Origin of the sequence: Microbacterium elymi (assembly GCF_021582895.2) — a bacterium.
Taxonomy (GTDB): Bacteria; Actinomycetota; Actinomycetes; order Actinomycetales; family Microbacteriaceae; genus Microbacterium; species Microbacterium humicola.
The window spans coordinates 3,401,045-3,417,977 of the sequence record NZ_CP091139.2 but is presented as its reverse complement, the minus strand read 5'-3'; the positions used below and the strand labels follow the sequence as shown (position 1 = coordinate 3,417,977).

The 16,933-nt window shown below is 68.7% G+C and carries 9 protein-coding genes, 2 tRNA genes and 8 pseudogenes; 4 read left to right on the top strand and 15 right to left on the bottom strand.

Going from position 1 to position 16,933, the window contains the following annotated elements:
• Positions 1–34: 34 nt before the first annotated feature.
• Positions 35–259: a hypothetical protein gene (locus L2X98_RS18635; protein ID WP_259611852.1), complete on the bottom strand. Its 225-nt coding sequence runs from the start codon at positions 257–259 to the stop codon at positions 35–37.
• Between the two features lies 1 nt (position 260).
• A complete protein-coding gene (locus L2X98_RS18630; RefSeq protein ID WP_259611851.1) occupies positions 261–962 on the bottom strand; it encodes a winged helix-turn-helix domain-containing protein in 702 nt (233 codons plus the stop codon).
• Between L2X98_RS18630 and L2X98_RS18625 the strand changes: the two are divergent.
• Positions 943–2,982 (top strand): annotated as a pseudogene (locus L2X98_RS18625) (M3 family metallopeptidase). The gene L2X98_RS18630 and the pseudogene L2X98_RS18625 overlap by 20 nt on opposite strands.
• Before the next feature lie 10 nt (positions 2,983–2,992).
• On the top strand, positions 2,993–3,625 hold the full coding sequence (locus tag L2X98_RS18620; RefSeq protein WP_259611850.1) for a class I SAM-dependent methyltransferase: 633 nt from the start codon (positions 2,993–2,995) through the stop codon (positions 3,623–3,625).
• Between the two features lie 2 nt (positions 3,626–3,627).
• Here the strand turns inward: L2X98_RS18620 and clpX are convergent.
• From clpX to L2X98_RS18595, 5 genes and pseudogenes are all read right to left on the bottom strand, one after another.
• Positions 3,628–4,903 (bottom strand): annotated as a pseudogene (gene clpX / locus L2X98_RS18615) (ATP-dependent Clp protease ATP-binding subunit ClpX).
• A 167-nt stretch (positions 4,904–5,070) separates the two neighbouring features.
• Positions 5,071–5,745: an ATP-dependent Clp protease proteolytic subunit gene (locus tag L2X98_RS18610; RefSeq protein WP_259611849.1), complete on the bottom strand. Its 675-nt coding sequence runs from the start codon at positions 5,743–5,745 to the stop codon at positions 5,071–5,073.
• Positions 5,746–5,765: 20 nt separating this feature from the next.
• Positions 5,766–6,351, bottom strand: a pseudogene (locus tag L2X98_RS18605) (ATP-dependent Clp protease proteolytic subunit).
• Between the two features lie 304 nt (positions 6,352–6,655).
• Positions 6,656–8,082, bottom strand: a pseudogene (gene tig / locus L2X98_RS18600) (trigger factor); the annotation flags it as partial.
• A 73-nt stretch (positions 8,083–8,155) separates the two neighbouring features.
• Positions 8,156–8,229, bottom strand: a tRNA-Pro gene (locus tag L2X98_RS18595).
• Between the two features lie 114 nt (positions 8,230–8,343).
• Between L2X98_RS18595 and L2X98_RS18590 the strand changes: the two genes are divergently transcribed.
• Positions 8,344–8,417 (top strand) — tRNA-Gly (locus L2X98_RS18590).
• A gap of 335 nt (positions 8,418–8,752) precedes the next feature.
• Here L2X98_RS18590 and L2X98_RS18585 read toward each other — a convergent pair.
• The 3 genes and pseudogenes from L2X98_RS18585 to L2X98_RS18575 all read right to left on the bottom strand — a co-directional run.
• On the bottom strand, positions 8,753–9,286 hold the full coding sequence (locus tag L2X98_RS18585) for a gamma carbonic anhydrase family protein (protein WP_259611848.1): 534 nt from the start codon (positions 9,284–9,286) through the stop codon (positions 8,753–8,755).
• Positions 9,287–9,303: 17 nt separating this feature from the next.
• A complete protein-coding gene (locus L2X98_RS18580) occupies positions 9,304–9,948 on the bottom strand; it encodes an SGNH hydrolase domain-containing protein (RefSeq protein ID WP_259611847.1) in 645 nt (214 codons plus the stop codon).
• A 439-nt stretch (positions 9,949–10,387) separates the two neighbouring features.
• Positions 10,388–11,476 (bottom strand): annotated as a pseudogene (locus tag L2X98_RS18575) (acyltransferase family protein); the annotation flags it as partial.
• Between the two features lie 121 nt (positions 11,477–11,597).
• Here L2X98_RS18575 and L2X98_RS18570 point away from each other — a divergent pair.
• A complete protein-coding gene (locus L2X98_RS18570) occupies positions 11,598–12,083 on the top strand; it encodes a Dps family protein (RefSeq protein ID WP_259611846.1) in 486 nt (161 codons plus the stop codon).
• Between the two features lie 68 nt (positions 12,084–12,151).
• Here the strand turns inward: L2X98_RS18570 and L2X98_RS18565 are convergent, their stop codons facing one another.
• The 5 genes and pseudogenes from L2X98_RS18565 to L2X98_RS18545 form a co-directional block, all read right to left on the bottom strand.
• Entirely contained in the window at positions 12,152–13,510 is a 1,359-nt protein-coding gene (locus L2X98_RS18565) for an HNH endonuclease signature motif containing protein (protein WP_259611845.1), read from the bottom strand.
• Between the two features lie 265 nt (positions 13,511–13,775).
• A pseudogene (locus L2X98_RS18560) lies at positions 13,776–14,418 on the bottom strand (FMN-binding negative transcriptional regulator).
• Positions 14,419–14,438: 20 nt separating this feature from the next.
• A complete protein-coding gene (locus L2X98_RS18555) occupies positions 14,439–15,440 on the bottom strand; it encodes an Fpg/Nei family DNA glycosylase (protein ID WP_259611844.1) in 1,002 nt (333 codons plus the stop codon).
• Positions 15,440–15,938: pseudogene (locus L2X98_RS18550) on the bottom strand (ribose-5-phosphate isomerase). Before L2X98_RS18550 ends, L2X98_RS18555 begins: the two are co-directional and overlap by 1 nt.
• 9 nt (positions 15,939–15,947) lie before the next feature.
• Positions 15,948–16,926: pseudogene (locus L2X98_RS18545) on the bottom strand (BCCT family transporter).
• Between the last annotated feature and the right edge of the window lie 7 nt (positions 16,927–16,933).

Below are 16,933 nucleotides of genomic sequence, written 5' to 3'. Positions count from 1 at the left end.
CGCCAGAGCAGGCGGTCACGCGGTGCCACACTGCTCACCGGTACAGCGAGGACCGAGCCGCGTCGGCGCCGTAGGCGCGCCGCTGTGCGACGGGGTCGAAACCCTGCGCGATCCGCTCGGCTGATTGCTGGCGGCGTGCCATCCGGCGGTGCGCGGATGCCTCGAGCAGGTGTGCGCCGGACAGCAGCATCCTCTCCACAACCGTCGGCGGTGCCAGGTACGGGCGGGCGGGAACGGCTCGGGTGGTCATGCCGGTCATGTCAGTGCCCCTCCTCGGGAAGCGGGAAGACGTCGGCGCGGATCGTGACCGTGCGCACGTCGTCTCCCTTCTGGTCTCGGTACTTCTCGACGAATTCGTCGATGACGCTCATCATGCGGTGGGCAAGTTCGCCCATCTGCTCGGGCGTGAGATGCGCGGTCGCGGTGTTGATGCTGGCATCCGGCTCATCCCGCTCGGGGTTCGCGATGCCCTCGGCGATGTATGTCATGAGCTGCTCGTGGCGCCGGTTGAAGAACTCGGTCATGACGACTTGAGTGGCCGCGCGCCCGGACGGCGTCTTCAGTCCCTCGGGGCTGCCGAACGACACTGCGCCGCGCGGCCGTTCCCACCAGCGCTCGCGAGCGTTTCCGCGACCCTCGGCCTCTTGAATCAGCCCGTGCTTGGCCAGAGCCCTCAGGTGGTAGCTCGTGGCGCCGCTGGACTCGCCCATCATCTGCGCGAGGCTCGACGCTGTCTGCGGACCGTACTGCGACACGATGTCGTAGATGCGCACGCGCAGCGGATGCGCGAGAGCGCGCAGTGCGCTCCCCTCGATGACGCGCGGGTCGTCACGTCCCTGCATCTTGTTCTCGCTCACGACTGCAAAGATACCTTTGCGAACGCTTCTTTGCAACCATTTCTTTGCAATCGGATCTTTGCGTTCGGAGACTAGGCTGGATCTCATGACGGATGCCTCGGCCAACCCCCTTCTGCTCCCCAGCCGCCTTCCCTACCAGCTGCCCGATTACGCACACATCCGGCCCGAGCACTATCTGCCCGCGTTCGAGCTCGCCTTCGACGAACACCTGCAGGAGATCGCCGCCGTGACGCGGGTCCGATCCATGCCCACGTTCGAGAACACGATGGTGCCGTTGGAGACCAGTGGCCAGCTTCTGGGCGATGTCGCTCGAGCGTTCTACACGGTGTCATCGGCCGACGCCACCGACGCGATCCAAGAGATCGAAGAGAAGCTTGCGCCGCTCATGGCGGCCCATGAAGACGCGATCCAGCTGGACTCAGCGCTGTACGGGCGCATCAAGACGCTGCACGACGGGCTCGACACGCTCGAGCTCGACGACGAGCAGCGCTATCTCGTGCAGCGCTGGTATCGCGAGATGACGCACGCGGGGGCGGGCCTGGACGACGGTGCGAAGAAGCGCCTGACCGAGCTGAACACGCAGCTGTCGACTCTGACGACGGCCTTCGACAAGAACCTGCTGGCCGACACGAACGAGCTGGCCGTCGTCTTCGACGACGCGGCGGAGCTGGCGGGGCTCAGCGACGGCGAGCTGTCCGCCGCGTCGCAGGCAGCGACCGATCGCGGCCTGGAGGGGAAGTACCTCGTCACCCTCGTGCTCCCGACGGGGCATCCGTACCTGTCGTCGCTGATCGGTGGCAGCGCGCGCGAGCGCATAATGACGGCATCCCGCGCCCGCGCATCTCGCGGCAACGACCACGACAATCGCGCGACGCTGCGGCAGATCGTGCGCCTGCGGGCGGAGCGGGCCGAACTGCTCGGCTACGCCTCGCACGCCGCCTATGTCACCGCCGACGAGACCGCCGGCACGCCCGAGGCGGTGCACGACCTGCTTCGTCGCCTGGCTGTTCCGGCCGCGCACAACGCGCGTCGCGAGCAGGAGGCTTTGGAATCCTCGGCCGGCTCCGAGATCTCGGCCGCCGACTGGGCGTTCTACACCGAGAAGGTGCGGCAGGCCGAGTACGCCATCGACACCGCCGCGCTTGCGGCCGTGGTTCGAGGCCGAGCGCGTGCTGCGCGACGGCGTGTTCTTCGCCGCGACGAAGCTGTACGGCGTGACGTTCACCGAGCGGGACGATCTTCAGGCGTACCACCCCGACGCGCGTGTTCGAGGTGCGCAATGAAGACGGGTCGCCGCAGGGTCTGTACATCCTGGATCTGTACACGCGCGACACCAAGCGCGGCGGGGCCTGGATGAATGCGATCGTCGACCAGTCCGCGCTTGCGCGGCACCCAGGCCGTCGTGGTGAACAACCTCAACGTGTCCAAGCCGGCGTCCGGTCCCACCCTGCTCAGCCTGGACGAGGTGAACACCCTGTTCCACGAGTTCGGGCACGCCCTGCACGGCCTGTTCGCCACCGTCACCTTCCCGCACTTCGCCGGCACCGACGTGTTCCGCGACTTCGTCGAGTTCCCCAGCCAGGTCAACGAGATGTGGATGCTGTGGCCCGAGGTGCTGGCCAACTACGCCCGGCACCTCGAGACGGGCGAGCCGCTGCCGGCCGAGGTCGTGGAGAAGCTGCACGCGTCCGAGGCGTTCAACCAGGGATTCGCCACCAGCGAGTACCTCGCCGCGGCCTGGCTCGATCAGGCCTGGCACTCGCTCTCGCGGGATGCCGCGGCCGCAGACCTGGATGTCGCCGGGTTCGAGGCATCCGCCCTCGCCGACATCGGGCTCGACAACCCGGCCGTTCCCACCCGCTACTCGTCGACGTACTTCCAGCACGTCTTCTCGGGCGGCTACAGCGCGGGCTACTACTCCTATATCTGGAGCGAGGTGCTCGACGCCGATGCGGTCGAGTGGTTCAAAGAGAACGGCGGACTCACCCGGGCGAACGGCGATCGCTTCCGCGAGAAGCTGCTGGGTGTGGGCGGGTCGAAGGACCCACTCGAGGCGTATCGCGACTTCCGCGGCCGGGACGCCGAGATCGCGCCGCTGCTGAAGCGGCGCGGGCTGGACGGATAGCGGGTCCGCCATGAGCGCGTCCCCCGACAGCCGCGTCGCCGCGATCCGCGATGCGTTCGACGCCCGCGCGGCGGACTACGACGAGAACGCGATGCACCGCGCGCTGGCCGCATCGGTCGCGCGATTCGCCCGCGTGACGGAGGACGGTTCGGCGCTGGATGTCGCGACCGGCACCGGACTGGCCGCCCGTGCGCTGGCCGCGCTGCACCCCGGCCTGTCGATCACGGGTGTCGACGTCTCCCCCGGCATGCTGGCGGTCGCGCGCACCGCGCTTCCGTCCGCCCGGTGGGTGGAGGCCGATGCCGCGGCGCTGCCGGCCGCCGAGGCATCCGCCGATCTCATCACGTGCGTCACGGCCCTGCACCTGTTCGCCGCCCCGCAGCGGGCGATCGCGGAGTGGGCGCGGGTGCTGCGCCCGGGCGGCCGCGCGGTCACGGCGACGTTCGTCAGCGGCGGCCACCACGGCCCGCACACGGCGGAGCACCATCCGGTCGACGTGCCCTATCCGCGGGACCACGACTCGTTCGCCACGCCCGAGCGGCTAGAGGAGTTCTACCGTCCGGCCGGCCTGCGCATCGCGCGTATCGCGACCTGGGTGCGCACCGACGACCGGATGCTGATCGCGGAGGCCGTTCGCGCCTGAGCTCAGGCGCTCTTCTTGCGCTTCTCCCGCAGCACGAGCGTCGGTGCGGCGCCCTCGTCGACGGCGGCACGGGTTACGACGACCTTGTCGACATCCTCGGTGGAGGGGATCTCGAACATGATCGGGCCGAGCACGTCCTCGAGGATCGCGCGCAATCCGCGGGCACCCGTCTTGCGCTTGCACCGCGAGATCGGCAATCGCCTCGAGCGCGTCGCGCTCGAACTCCAGCTCGACGTCGTCCAGCTGGAACATCCGCTGGTACTGCTTGACCAGGGCGTTCTTCGGGGTGGTCAGGATCTCCATCAGCGCATCGCGATCCAGCGGCGACACCGAGGCGACCACGGGCAGACGGCCGATGAACTCGGGGATCAGCCCGAACTTGTGCAGGTCTTCGGGCTGGACCTCGCCGAACAGGCTCAGGTCCTCGTCCTTGCGGTGCAACGCTTGCGCCGAAGCCGACACCGTGCTTGCCGACGCGGGCCGAGATGATGTCTTCAAGACCGGCGAACGCGCCCGCGACGATGAACAGGACATTGGTCGTGTCGATCTGGATGAACTCCTGGTGCGGGTGCTTGCGCCCGCCCTGGGGCGGCACAGAGGCGACCGTCCCCTCGAGGATCTTCAGCAGCGCCTGCTCGCACGCCCTCGCCGGAGACATCGCGGGTGATCGACGGGTTCTCGGCCTTGCGGGCGATCTTGTCGACCTCGTCGATGTAGATGATGCCGGTCTCGGCGCGCTTCGTGTCGAAGTCGGCGGCCTGCAGCAGCTTCAGGAGGATGTTCTCGACGTCCTCGCCGACGTACCCCGCCTCGGTCAGCGCGGTGGCATCCGCCACGGCGAACGGCACGTTCAGGCGCTTGGCGAGGGTCTGGGCCAGGTAGGTCTTGCCGCAAGCCGGTCGGTCCGAGCAGCAGGATGTTGCTCTTGGCCAGCTCGATCTCTTCGGCGCGCTGCTCGGCCGACTGGATCGTCGAGTGCGCGCGCACGCGCTTGTAGTGGTTGTAGACGGCCACGGCCAGGGCGCGCTTCGCGTCGTCCTGCCCGACGACGTACTCCTCGAGGAACGCGAAGATCTCCCGCGGCTTGGGCAGATCGAACTCGGACACGGTGCCGTCGCCGGACTCGGCCATCCGCTCTTCGATGATCTCGTTGCACAGCTCGACGCACTCGTCGCAGATGTACACGCCGGGGCCGGCGATGAGCTGCTGTACCTGCTTCTGGCTCTTTCCGCAGAAGGAACACTTGAACAGGTCCGCGCTTTCGCCGATACGTGCCATGTGCCAGGCCCCTCCTCGTCTGCTGCGGCTGCCTGCCACCCGCGTGTTCCGAGCCTAATCGCAGGCGGCGACATCCGTCCGCATTGCGGCACGATCGGCGCCCGATCCGCCCACAGCAGAGGCCCCGCCACCCGGTGCGGGAGGCGGGGCCCGTGCAGCGATGCCGACTACGCGCCGATCGCGCTCTGCCCGCGCTTGCGGGTGGTGAGCACCTGGTCGACGAGCCCGTACTCGACGGCCTCGGTGGCCGACAGGATGTTGTCGCGGTCGATGTCCTTGTTGACCTGCTCCTGCGTGCGGTTGGTGTGCTTGGCCAGGGTCTCCTCCAGCCAGGTGCGCATCCGCAGGATCTCGCGTGCCTGGATCTCGATGTCCGACGCCTGCCCCTGACCGGCCTCGCCGACGGCGGGCTGGTGGATGAGGATGCGGGCGTTCGGCAGGGCCAGTCGCTTGCCGGGCGCGCCGGCGGCCAGCAGCACCGCCGCCGCGGAGGCGGCCTGGCCGAGCACGACCGTCTGGATCTGCGGCGACACGTACTGCATGGTGTCGTAGATCGCCGTCATGGCAGTGAACGAGCCGCCGGGCGAGTTGATGTACATGATGATGTCGCGGTCGGGGTCCTGGCTCTCCAGGACCAGCAGCTGCGCCATCACGTCGTCGGCCGACGCGTCGTCGACCTGCACGCCGAGGAAGATCACGCGGTCCTCGAACAGCTTGTTGTACGGGTCCTGGCGCTTGTAGCCGTAGGCGGTGCGCTCCTCGAACTGCGGGAGGACGTACCGGCTGCCGGGCATCTGCAGGCCGCGCGGCGCGGCGGGAAGACCGAAAGAGGGGGTGGTCATGCGAATGTCTCCTTCGTCTCTCACTTGGTCGTTCCGCCGCCGCCGTGCACGTCTTCGGCGTGCTCGCGCATGTGGTCGACGAAGCCGTACTCGAGCGCCTCGTCGGCGGTGAACCAGCGGTCGCGGTCGCCGTCGATGTTGATCTGCTCGACCGTCTTGCCGGTCTGCTGGGCGGTGATCTCGGCCAGGCGCTTCTTCATGTCCAGGATGAGCTGGGCCTGCGTCTGGATGTCGCTGGAGGTGCCGCCGAAGCCGCCGTGCGGCTGGTGCAGCGAGCACACGCGCGTTCGGCGTGATGTAGCGCTTGCCCTTGGTGCCGCTGGTCAGCAGCAGCTGGCCCATCGAGGCGGCCATGCCGATGCCCACGGTCACGATGTCGTTCGGGACGAACTGCATCGTGTCGTAGATCGCCATTCCCGCGGTGATGGAGCCGCCGGGCGAGTTGATGTAGAGGTAGATGTCCTTCTGCGAGTCCTCGGCCGCGAGAAGGAGGATCTTCGCGCAGATCTCATTGGCGTTGTCGTCGCGCACCTCTGATCCCAGCCAGATGATGCGGTCCTTCAGCAGTCTGTCGAAGACACTCGTCGCGACAAGGGGTTCAGCCATTCCTGCTCCTGATTCGGTTGCGTGAGTTCGAATCTACCGGCGCGCGCTGCCCGACCAGGCCCTGTTCGCCCTCGGCAGAGCGAGCGGCGGCCTCGGGCATCGTCGCCGAGCGCGGCATCCTGCCAGACGGCATCCACCCGTCGCTGCCACTCGTGGAGACCGATCGCCATGGCTCGTGCCTCCCCGGACGACGAAGGGCGGACGACCGCAGTCGTCCGCCCCGATGCCGTCGTCTACTCGGCGTCCTTCTTGGGCGCTGCCTTCTTGGCGGCGGGCTTTTCGCAGCCGGCTTTTTCGCGGCCGGCTCGTCCGCGGTCGCCTTCTCGGCGGCGGGCTTCTTGGCCGCCGCCTTCTTGGCCGGTGCCTTCTTCGCGGGAGCGTCAGCAGCCGGGCGTCGGCCTCCGGGGCGTCGGCCCCGGCGGCGTCGTCGGCCGCGGCATCCACGCCCTCGTCCTCGGTGGCGATGAACCCGGTCAGGTCGACCGGCTTGCCCGTGGTGTCGACGACGTTGACCTTGCCGAGCACGACCGCGAGGGCCTTGTTGCGGGCGACCTCGCCGACCAGCACCGGCAGCTGGTTGTTCTGCTGCAGGACCTCGACGAACTCCTGCGGCGCCATGCCGTACTGCGCGGCCGACTGCACGATGTACTGGGTGAGCTCATCCTGCGAGACCTGCACGTCGTTCTGCTCGACGATCTTGTCCAGCAGCATCTGGGTGCGGAACTGCTTCTGGCTGGCCTCGGTCACCTCGGCGCGGTGCTCGTCGTCCTCCAGCCGTCCTTCCTGCTCGAGGTGTTCGCGCACCTGGTCTTCGACGAGCTGGTCCGGCACGGGGATCTCGACCTTGGTCAGCAGCTCCTCGACGAGCTTGTCGCGCGCCGCCGAGCCCTGCTCGAACACGGCCTGCTGGCCCACTCGCTCGGCCAGCGACTCGCGCAGTTCGGCGATGGTGTCGAACTCGCTGGCGATCTGGGCGAAGTCGTCGTCGGCCTCGGGCAGCTCGCGCTCCTTGACGCCCTTGATCGTGACGGCCACCTCGGCCTCTTCGCCGGCGTGGTCGCCGCCGATGAGCTTCGAGCGGAACGTGGTGTCCTCCCCCGCCGTGAGCGACTCGATCGCCTCGTCGATGCCCTCGAGCAGCTCGCCCGAGCCCACCTCGTACGACACGCTCTCGGCGCGGTCGATCTCGGCATCGTCGATCGTGGCCACCAGGTCGAGCTCGACGAAGTCACCGGTCTTGGCCGGACGGTCGACCGTGATCAGCGTGCCGAAGCGGCCGCGCAGCCGGTCCAGCTCAGCATCCACTGCCGCCTCGTCGGTCTCGACCGCGTCGACCGTGACGGTCGTGCCGGCGTAGTCCGGCAGGTCGAACTCGGGGCGGACATCCACCTCGATCTCGACCTTGAGGTCGCCGGAGAAGTCCTTCTCGTTGGGCCACTCGATGATCTCGGCGTTCGGGCGGCCGACGGTCTTGACCTCGTGCGCGGTCACGGCCTCGCGATAGAACCCGTCGAGCCCCTCGTTGACGGCGTGCTCGATGACGGCGCCACGGCCGATGCGCTGGTCGATGATCGGCGCGGGGACCTTGCCCTTGCGGAAGCCCGGGACCTGAACGTCCTGAGCGATGTGCTCGTACGCGTGCTTCACACTCGGCTTCAACTCGTCAGGCGTGACGCTGATGTGGAGCTTGACGCGCGTCGCGCTGAGCTTCTCGACGGTGCTCGTGACCATGCCTTATTCGTTCTCCTCTGGTTTCCGCACGCGAACGTGGCGGCTGAAGGTCGGGGTCTGTGGGGCCGTGACGTCGGGGCGACAGGATTTGAACCTGCGGCCTCCCGCTCCCAAAGCGGGCGCTCTACCAAGCTGAGCTACGCCCCGGGGCGCGTGGCGCTGAAACGGCCTGAAGGAGTCTACCGGACGCGCCTGTGACCGCGTGCGCGGAGAGGATGCGCGGTATCAAGTACACTTTCCGAGGTGCGTTCGCGCGCCCTCGGGGATGTAGCTCAATGGTAGAGCCTCAGTCTTCCAAACTGATCACGCGGGTTCGATTCCCGTCATCCCCTCCACTGCCTCTCGATTGCTTCGCCGCCTCGCCGATGTGCGTATGTCCCGCTGCGCGTGCGGGCACTGCCGCCGCGGTCGGTCGCCGCGCCGCCCGCTGGCCTCGCCCGCCGCCCCGCCCGCCGCACTCGCCCGCCGGCCTCCGCCGCACTCGCCCGCCGGCCTCGCCCGCCGGCCTCGCCCGCCGCACTCAGCCGCCCTCCAACCCGCCGAATGAACATCAAACTCGCGACTCCACATCAAAACGGGCCGAAATTCATGTGCACTCGGCCAGATCGTACGATCCCGGCGAGGAGGAGAGGGCGCAGGGGAAGGACGCGCGGAGACGGCGCGACGCGGGTCAGGCAGGGCGCGCATCGCGATGCGCGGCCGAGTGCTCGCGATAGATCAGCGCGTTCCGGGTCAGGCCATCGCGCTCCTCGTCGGTCAGCTCGCGCCGCACCTTGGCCGGGACGCCGGCGACGAGCGAACCGGCCGGGATGTCGGAGTTCTCCAGCACCACGGCTCCCCCGGCCACCAGGCATCCTTCGCCGATCCGGGCGCCGTTCAGGACGACCGCGCCCATCCCGATCAGCGAGCCGTCGCCGATCGTGCAGCCGTGCACCACCGCATTGTGGCCGACCGAGACATCCCGCCCGATCACCACGGGCGATCCGGCATCCACGTGCACCGAGACGTTGTCCTGCAGGTTGCTGCCCGCGCCGATCGTGATGGTGTCGCCGTCGGCGCGCAGCACGGCGTTGTACCAGACGCTCGCGCCCTCTTCGAGCCGCACGGCGCCGACGATGCGTGCGCCGGCCGCCACGAACGCGGACTCGTCGATCTGGGTCTGCGCCTGGCCGACGGACAGGACGGATGCTGCGGAATCGATCATGCTTCGACCCTATTGCGTCATCCGGCCTGGCCGAGGGCCTCCTTGACGGCGGCGGTGTACCACGGCTGAAGCGTGTTCACCCACGTCACCGTCAGGTGGTCCTGGTCGCGGTACAGGTTCGCCCCGCCCACCACCGGGAAGCACGTCGTGTCATCGCAGTAGGCATCGGTGAAGTCGAGCAGGGTAACTCCCGGCACGCCCTCTGCTGCGGCCTTCACCGGGTCATCCGCGACCAGGCCGCTGCTGCGCGGTTCGGTGCAGTCGGACTGCGCGCGGATGCGCAGGCACTTGTTCGGGTCGGTCTCCCACACCGGGTTGTCCACGACCGTGATGATCTTCGCACCGCGATCAAGCTCGGGCTTCCACGCGGCGCGGTAGCCGGCGACCGCGGCGTCGTGCGCCGAGGGGTATCCGGCGGACGAGTACGGGGTGGTGGCCAGGGATGCCGTGAAGATGACATCCGCCTTCAGCTTCGCCAGACGTTCGTCCACGGCGGTCCGCCACTGGGTGCACGCGTCGCCGAACGCCCCCGGCGTCGACAGCGGCGTCGTGTTCCACGGGCAGGCGCCCTTGAAGAACGTGATCAGGCGCCAGCCGTTGCTCTCGGCCATCCGCTGGAACGTCGGCAGCAGCTGGTAGGCGTGGCTGTCGCCGATCAGCACGACCTGGGGCGCGCCCTCCTTCTCCGAGCCGAACGTGCATTCCTCCGGCCGCGCGTTGTTGAGCTTGCACGAAGCACCGGTCGCTGTGCGGCGTGTCGGCGCCGGCGAAGCCGGGAGCGGGAAGGATCGTCGAACCGAAGTCGGTGCCGGCGCACGACGGGTCCAGCACCACGGCCGCACCGAAGCAGTCCGGCGGGTTGTCGCGCACCTGCTCGATCGCCTGCACTCCCGCCCGGTAGGCCGGGGCGTTCACGGCCCAGGCGGCACCCGCCGTGCCGGCCACCAGCACCATGGCCGCCAGCGACGCCAGCAGCGACACGCGGGCGCGACGGCTGGTCAGCGCCTTCCACCGGCGCACCGGGTCCTCGACGAACCGCTTGGTCAGCCAGGCCACGACGAAGCAGATCACCAGCAGCGCGACGCGGTGGTAGATCGTCAGCCCCCAGAACGGGACGGACGGCGCGATGATGATCAGCGGCCAGTGCCACAGATACAGCGAGTACGAGATGTCGCCGGTGAACTGCGCCGGCTTCCAGGAGAGCACCCGCGTCGGGTACCACCAGCGGTCGGTGTTGGATGCCGCGATGATGGCCGCCGCACCGAGGGCCGGCAGCGCCGCCGCATAGCCGGGGAAGACCGTCTGCCCGTCGAAGCGGAACGCCGTGTACAGCAGGGCGAGGATCCCGCCCCAGCCGAGGACGAAGCTCAGCCACTTGTTGCGCACGTGCAGGGCGGGCACGAGCGCGACGATGCCGCCGAGCCCGAACTCCCACATCCGGCCGAACGTCACGAAGTAGGCGGGTGCCGGGTTGGTGATCGTGAACACGACGCAGAAGATGAAGGATGCCACGGACACGACGGCCAGGGTCGCCACGACGGTCGCCCGCAGACGGCCCTTCACCCAGCGCACCACGAGCCATGCCGCCAGCAGCATGAGCAGCGGCCACATCACGTAGAACTGCTCCTCCAGCGACAGCGACCAGTAGTGCTGGACGGTGGTCGGACTGCCCGAGTGGCCGAGATAGTCGGCCGAGTTCAGCGCCAGATACCAGTTCTCCACGTAGGATGTGGAGGCGGTGATCTCCTTCACCTCGTTCTGCAAGGCCGAGGTCGGCATGATGTACGGGGACATCACCGCCACCGCACAGAACAGCAGCACGAGCAGGGATGCCGGCAGCAGGCGCCGCGCGCGGCGCGCCCAGAACTGTCCCAGGCGCACGCCGCCGGTCAGGGTCAGCTCGCGCCACAGGTGGGCCGTGATCAGATAGCCGGAGATGACGAAGAAGACGTCCACGCCGACGTAGCCGCCGGGCAGCCGTCCCGGCCAGAAGTGGTAGAGCACGACCAGGAGCACCGCGATCGCGCGCAAGCCCTGCACATGCGGGATGAACCGCGACGGCTCGGAGTGTTCCGGGGAGCGGTCGCGGCGCAGGCGGGCACGCGGTCGCGCGGGCGCTTCGAGGTCCTGCGGTCCGAGGTCGTGGTCAGCGGATGGCACCCCTCGACGGTAGTCGCTCGGAGCCGTCATCCCCGCATCATCCGGACCGCGCGTCGGGCCGGTAAGCACAGCCTGCGCTTGCTTGCGGAATGTCCAGGCCTCGGTAGCGTTGACCCTGATGAGTTCGTCTTATCGAGATGGAGGCCACGAGATGACCAGCACGAAGACCACACCGACCGCCGCAGTCGACCCGACCGTCGCGGCCGGCTCCGCCCAGTTCCTCACCCCGGTCGCGCTGGGGCTGCAGGCTCTGGCCGTGAACGGCAAGCAGGCGCATTGGAACGTGCGCGGGGCGAACTTCATCGCGATCCACGAACTGCTCGACTCGGTCGTGACGCACGCGCAGGGCTGGGCCGACGAGGCCGCCGAGCGCGTGGTCGCCCTCGGTCTGCCCATCGATGCCCGACTGACCACCGTCGCCGAGAAGGTCGCCGCCACAGAGGTGGGCGCCGGATTCACCCCCTGGGACGACATGGTGCGCAGCGTCATCGCCGACATGGACCTCGTCATCGCCGACCTGCAGGCCGCGATCGACGGGCTCGACGAGATCGACCTGACCAGCCAGGACATCGTCATCGGCATCAAGGCCGGCATCGAGAAGGACCGCTGGTTCCTCGTCGCACACCTCGCGGCGTAGACACCGCCGCTTCAACGAAGGACGCCCCCGACTCGGGGGTGTCTTTCGTTGAAGCCCCGGTGCGGCGTTCAGAAGGGCGCAGGGTCGCGGGCGAGGGCGTGCCTGTGTCGTGGCTCGTCGGCGATCAGCGCGATGGGTTCGAATCTGACGGTGCCGGGTGGTCGGGTGTGGTGGATGCGTCCGGTGGGGGCGGTCCATTCCAGGATCCCGCCCGGCAGCTGGATGACGACCCAGTCGGTCTCGTGCTTCAGGGTGTGGTGGCGTTTGCACAGGTGTGCCAGATTGCACAGGCACGTGGTCCCGCCGTCCGCGTACGCGAGGGTGTGGTCCACATCGCATTTGTGGGCGGGGCGGCGGCAGCCGGGGAACCGGCAGTGCTCATCCCGCACCCGCAGCAACAGCCGCTGTCGCTTCGAGGGCCGGTACCGGGCCACACTGGTCGGGACCCCGGTGCACGGGTCGGTGAACACCCGGGTCCACGCCCGCGCCGCCCCGGCCAGGTCCCGGGCGACCTCGTCATCGATCGCCCCGAACCCGACCACCTCACTGCCGCCGACGGTTTCGCCGGTCAGCGTGCTGGCCGGGATGGTGACCTGCACGGTCCCGACGATCGCCCCGAGGTTCTCTCTGGCCTGTTCGGTGGCACCGTGCCCATCGGGCACGTTGGTCAGCAGCAGATCACTGAACACGTCCGCCATGATCTGCGACCGCGTCCGCTCATCAACCACCACCTCCCCAGACCCGTCACCGTCGCCGGCACCGGCAGGAGCGGCTGCTTCGGATTCTGCGCGGTCGGTCTGGTTCTGTGTGAACAGTTGGTCGGCGATCTCGGTGATCCGAGTCACGATTCCCACACCCTGGGTGGTGGGCACGTCCGCGGTGACCCGGGCAAGCCCCGGCTCCAACTCCCGCACCGTCACTTTCCGCCGTTTCACGGCGTCCCGCACCCGCCGCTGGGTGCCTTCCGGGTCCAACCGTGACACCAGCCCGGACAACGCCGGCCGCAACTGTGCCGGGGTCAACTCCCCCGCCATGTCCAGGGCGACCGCCTCGTACTCCCGACGCACCTGATCGTCTTCGATCACCGCACCGGTCTCACCGATCAGGGTCGCATGCTCCGGAGAGATCCGGCCCTCGCTTGCCTGACACAGGGTCTCGAAGAACCGGTGCACCAGGGTCCATCCCATCGACACCTTACGGGCCACCTGCCACTCACTCAGATGCAGCGCCGCGGCCAGTTCAGCGAACAGCTCCCGCATCCCCCACTGCGACGACGAGGTGACAGCCCCGTCCCCCGCCTGGGCGGCGCGTTCCTGCTCTCGCCGCACCACCAGCCCGGCCGCACGCTCGAAGAAGAACATCTCCGCCGCAAACGCCCGCGCCCCCAGCATCCGCGACTCCGTCAGATCCTCGACCAGATCATCCACCTCACACAGCACCGGAGACAGACCCGCAGATGATGCCGACATGAGCGAAACCTCCGGTCCGATCCTCGAGTGAACTCCTCCCAGTGTATCGAACACAGCTACTATGCGTCAAGGGATATAACGGCACTATTTCGCGGAAGCTGTCCGGAGTTACGCCGCGTCCAACTCGTCACCAGCTCCGCCCAGAGGCGAACAAAGAGTCGGGTGAGATGACCCGCTCCCCCGCATCCCGCCGTGGGCGAGATCCGCCGAGTGCCCGAACCGGCTACCCGCGATTCCGGGTCAGGGCGTCGTGGGCGCGGCGCATCTCGCCTGCCAGCGCGGGCTGGGCGTACGCGCCGTCACCGGACAGCTCGGCGATGATGGTCTCCACGACCTCCGCCGGCTTGTTCTGACTGAGCTTGCGCTTGCCCACCACACGGGTCGGGGTCAGCCGGAAGCCGACCGTCCCCCGCGCGAGGCGCTCGATGTACTCGGTGTCGTTCGGCGGCTCCCACATCAGCCGCGGCTGCCGGCAGCCGTGTCTCGAAGTGCCGGACCAGCCGGTCCAGCACCCGGCCGTTCTCCTCCGCGCTGAGGATCTCGGGCACGCCGGACAGATGCGCGGAGACGAAGTTCCAGGTCGGCACCGCGGTGCCGCCGCCGTACCATCCGGGAGAGACGTAGCCGTGCGGGCCCTGCACCACGACCAGCAGTTCGCGCTGGCCCAGCCCGTGGATCAGATCGTCCGGGCGGCCGACATGGCCGACGATCGTGAGGTCGTCGCGGTCCTCGTCCAGCAGCACCGCGTAGTGCGAAGCCACCAACCCGTCGTCGGTCTGACTGACCAGGGTGGTCCACGGGTTGCGCTCGATCAGCCGACGGATCTCGGCGACGTCGGTCATGGCGAAGCTCGGGTTCTGGCGCATGTGGCCAGCCTAGGCGCGCGTCAGGCCTGGCAGCGCGGGCACCAGTACAGCTTGCGCGCAGCGGCCTCTTCCACCACGATCGCGGTGCCGCACACCCGGCACGGCAGCCCCGCGCGGTGGTACACCCAGTGTCGGTCGTCGCGGCTGGCCATCGCCTTGCGGTACTCGTCCGGGTCCAGGTCATCCATGGTCATCATCTGACCGGTCTCGACCCCGATCGACAGCAACCGGACCCAGTCGCGCCACAGGCCCCGGACGATCTGTTCGGGCACATCGCGACCGGGCGTGTGCGGATTCTGCCGCGCGCGGAACAGCAGCTCGGCACGGTACACGTTGCCGATGCCGCTGACCACGCTCTGATCCATCAGCAGCAGCCCGATCGGCGTCGGCTTGCGGCGCACGACCGCGGTGAAGCGCTCTTCCCCCTCGGCGGGGTCGCCGGCCAGCGGGTCGGGTCCGAGCCCTGCGATCGTGGCGAGCATCTCGTCCGGGGTCTGCAGCCGGCACGCGGTCGGTCCCCGCAGATCGGCGCACGTCAGGTCGGTCAGCAGGCGCAACCGCACCTGTCCGACCACCGGCGGCGGCCATTGGGCGCCCTCGTCACGGAGCCCCCGGGTCTGCTCCGACATCCGCACGTGCACCCGTGCGCGGCGCGGCGCCCCGATGGAGGTCATCGAGTTCTCACCCGCGGCATCCAACACCGGTTCGTCCGGCAGGACGGTGCCGCGCTGATTCGTCTGACCCATCCGGCCGTTCGCCGAGGCGATCGTGGGGTCCACGACGATCTCGCCGGCGAAATCCCACGCGCCGTACATCCCGAGATGCACCCGCAGCCACAGCTCCTCGTCGAATTCGAGGAACATCTGCTTGCCGACGGCCTTGACCTCGGTGGCGGTGCGCCCCGAGATCAGCGTCGCGCCCTCGACGAAACGACCCTGCGGGCTGGATGCCTCGACCTGCTGTCCGACGAAGTTGCGGTCGAACTGTCGCGCGATGCGGTGGACCGAATGCCCCTCGGGCATCAGACCGAGCCGGCCGCGCGCGGATCAGGCTGCAACGCGCCGTCCTGCTCGAATGCCCGCAGCTGCGCGATGCGGCGGGCGTGGCGCTCCTCGCCCGAGAACGGCGTCGCGATGAAGCGGTCGATGAAGGAGGCCGCCTCCTCGAACGTGTGCTGGCGTGCGCCGATCGCGATCACATTGGCGTCATTGTGCTCGCGCGCGAGCTCTGCGGTCGCGATGCTCCACACCAGGGCCGCGCGGATGCCGGTGACCTTGTTCGCCGAGATCTGCTCGCCGTTTCCCGAGCCGCCGAACACCACACCGAGCGTGGAGATCCCCGCCTCCTGGTCGCGCACGACCGCCTGAGCGGCGCGGATGCAGAACGCCGGATAGTCGTCGAGCGCGTCGTACTCGATCGGCCCGTGGTCGATGACCTCGTGGCCCTGGTCACCCAGGTGATGCCTGCAGGCGGGTGGAGAACTCGAGGCCGGCATGGTCGGTCGCGATGTGGATGCGCATGCCTCAATCCTACGGATGCCCGCCATCCTGGTCGTGCCCGCCATCCTGGTCGTGAACGCGCCGTCCGCGCTCGCGGCGAAACCGACCGGATGAGAGGGCGCCGTCGCCGGAGGCCGTGTGATCGGCCCGCTCCGGGCCCCGGGGCTGGATCCGTCCGGGGTCGAGAGTCCGCGTGACGTCCTCGGCGTCCACGACGCCCAGCTCGGACGTGGCCGATGTGTACCACTCGGTCAGCTGCGGATCCCCAGTGTCCAGCCAGGCGCCGGCACCCTCCCCCTCGGCGACGTGCATCGAGTCGAACGCGAAGTCGTCACCGTGCTCCGCGATCCCGGCCCGCACGCCCTGCGCGATGGCGGCCCGGGCGAACTTGGCCCGGAGCACGTAGGGGTCCACGCGCAGCTCCTTGGCCCAGGCGATCATCACGCCGATGACGATGAACGCGAACGGCAGGGCCGAGACCACCATCAGCGACTGCAGGCCGTTCAGCGCCTGCGAACCGCCGAGCACCATGAGCGTCCCGGCCACCGCGCCCATCAGCACACCCCAGGTGAGCGTCACCCACCGGTCCGGCTCGGGTTTGCCGCGCTGGCTCATCGAGCCCATCACAAGCGAGGCCGAGTCTGCCGACGTCACGAAGTACACGACGATCGAGACCATCGCCACGACCGCGGTCACCGCGCCCGCGGGCAGGTTGTGCAGCACTTCGAACAGAATGTCCTCCGGATGCGAGGCCTGCGAGACCTTCAGCCCGCGCTTGCTCCATGTCCATCGACGTGCCGCCGAGGATCGTGAACCAGAGGAAGCACACCGAGGCCGGGATGAACACGACGGCGGTCACGAACTCCCGCAGTGTGCGACCGCGCGAGATCTTCGCGATGAAGATGCCCACGAACGGCGACCACGAGATCCACCACGCCCAGTAGTAGGTCGTCCACGACGCCATGAATTGAGAGGAGGCGTCGCTCTGCAGCGCATTGCGCGAGGCCATGGTCCAC

Excerpts from the sequence above, each read along its gene's own strand:
- L2X98_RS18635 (WP_259611852.1), bottom strand. The coding sequence starts at position 259 with ATGACCGGCATGACCACCCGAGCCGTTCCCGCCCGCCCGTACCTGGCA.
- L2X98_RS18620 (WP_259611850.1), top strand. The coding sequence starts at position 2,993 with ATGAGCGCGTCCCCCGACAGCCGCGTCGCCGCGATCCGCGATGCGTTC.
- L2X98_RS18610 (WP_259611849.1), bottom strand. The coding sequence starts at position 5,745 with ATGACCACCCCCTCTTTCGGTCTTCCCGCCGCGCCGCGCGGCCTGCAG.
- L2X98_RS18585 (WP_259611848.1), bottom strand. The coding sequence starts at position 9,286 with ATGATCGATTCCGCAGCATCCGTCCTGTCCGTCGGCCAGGCGCAGACC.
- L2X98_RS18570 (WP_259611846.1), top strand. The coding sequence starts at position 11,598 with ATGACCAGCACGAAGACCACACCGACCGCCGCAGTCGACCCGACCGTC.
- L2X98_RS18555 (WP_259611844.1), bottom strand. The coding sequence starts at position 15,440 with ATGCCCGAGGGGCATTCGGTCCACCGCATCGCGCGACAGTTCGACCGC.